This window comes from uncultured Phenylobacterium sp. (assembly GCF_902826855.1).
Taxonomy (GTDB): domain Bacteria; phylum Pseudomonadota; class Alphaproteobacteria; order Caulobacterales; family Caulobacteraceae; genus Phenylobacterium.
Genome location: NZ_CADEGK010000373.1, coordinates 1 through 1,692, shown reverse-complemented (window position 1 = coordinate 1,692; position 1,692 = coordinate 1). Strand labels below are relative to the sequence as shown.

Here is a 1,692-nt window from a genome sequence, read left to right as displayed (position 1 = left end):
AGGCGACGGCCGCGGCGTTCACCGACGGCTGGTACCACACCGGCGACATCGGCCGGATGGACGCCGAGCGCTTCGTCTACGTGCTGGACCGCGTGAAGGACATGCTGATCCGCGGCGGCGAGAATATCTACTGCGTGGAGATCGAGGACGTGCTGGTGGCCCATCCGGCGGTGATCGACGCCGCCGTCGTCGGCCTGCCGGACCGGATCCTGGGCGAGGAGGTGGGCGCGGTCGTCCAGCTCAAGCCGGGCATGCAGGTCATCGAGGCCGACCTGATCGCGCATGCGAAACGGCTCTTGTCACCTTACAAGGTCCCGATCCGCATCTGGGTGCGGGCCGAGGAGTTCCCCCGCAACGCCAGCGGCAAGACGCTCAAGCCCCAGTTGCGGGAGGAGATGGTCGCCCGCCTCGGGCCCGCCTGAATGCCACGCGCCCTCCCGCCCCGAGCCACGAGGGATGCCCCCGCCGGCTCCAACGGTGGAACCGAAGCTGCGCCGTCGAGAACCGACGGCGCCGTCGCGGCCGAACCGCCGCTTAGCCGGCGCGAGGCCGGCAAGGCCGAACGTCGCGGCCGGATCATCCAGGCCGCCCGCGACCTGATCCGCGAAACCGGCAACGCGGGCCTGTCGATGCGCGCCCTGGCCTCGCGCGCCGGGGTGGGCCTCGGCACCCCCTACTACCTGTTCGGCTCCAAGCGGGCCATCGCCCTGGTGATGCTGAACGACGTGCGCGGGTTCCGGATCCGGTTCGCCCACCTGACGTTGACGGACCCCCTGGATCGACTGTTCGCCGCGGTGGACATAGCCGTCGGCTTCTACGTCGAGGACCCCCCGTTCTATCGGACGCTATGGGCGGCGGTCTTCGACCCTTCCGACGACGTTCGCCGGGAAATCTACAACGAGAGCCGCGACGAGTTCTGGCAAAGCCTGATCGCTGACACCGCCAAGGCCGGCATCCTGGCGCCAAGCGTGCACGTGGAACTGCTGTTCCGCGCTCTCGACCGCGCTTTCGCCTCCGTGATGCTGGCATGGGTCATGGGCGAACTCACGTCTGAGCAGCTCGCCCCCAACATCCGCTACGGCTACGCCCTCGTCCTGACAGGCGCCGCCGCGCCGAGCTGGCGCGCCCGGCTGGACGCGCGGCTGCTAGAAAACCAGGCGCTGATCCTGGCCGCTGCACGGGCCTGAAGGCGCGGAAGGCTTGTCAGACGCGGCGTCAAGGTCGCTATGGTCGCGGGCAAGGATCGGCCAGGCGTGCGGGCCTGCGACCGAAACAAGACGGGAGCCATCGGCCGCCCGCAACCTGGGAGTGAAACGATGGGCCTGAAGTCGCCAGCGGCGTACGTGGACAGCCTGCGCGACGGGCGCCTCACCTTCTGGGACGGCGAGCGGATCGACGACATCAGCACCCATCCGCGTTCAAGACCCCGATCGCCAACACCGCGGCCAACTACGCCTACGATGATGCGGAGCGCGGCGGCATCCTGAGCTACGAGACCGACGAGGGCCATCGCGCCCACCGCATCTTCCAGATCCCCCGCACCGAAGCCGACCTCGCCGCGCGGGTGAAGCTGATGCACAACATCTCGATCGGCACTGCCGTCAGCGGCGTCTTCATGGCCCTGATGAGCGTGAAGAACCAGGTCGGAGAGGTCAGCCCGCAGTACGCCGAGAACATCGAGCGGATGTACCG

Annotated in this window: 2 protein-coding genes; both read left to right on the top strand. The window is 68.7% G+C overall.

The window, feature by feature from the left end; translation table 11 throughout:
* Positions 1 to 422 (top strand): class I adenylate-forming enzyme family protein (locus tag QZV94_RS24905; RefSeq protein ID WP_293683146.1); only part of this gene is annotated, 422 nt, incomplete at its 5' end.
* Positions 423 to 1,187 carry a TetR/AcrR family transcriptional regulator gene (locus QZV94_RS24900; protein ID WP_293683145.1) on the top strand — a complete coding sequence of 255 codons (765 nt, stop codon included), beginning with the start codon at positions 423 to 425 and terminating at the stop codon, positions 1,185 to 1,187.
* Positions 1,188 to 1,692: the final 505 nt, after the last annotated feature.

Excerpts from the sequence above, each read along its gene's own strand:
- QZV94_RS24900 (WP_293683145.1), top strand. The coding sequence starts at position 423 with ATGCCACGCGCCCTCCCGCCCCGAGCCACGAGGGATGCCCCCGCCGGC.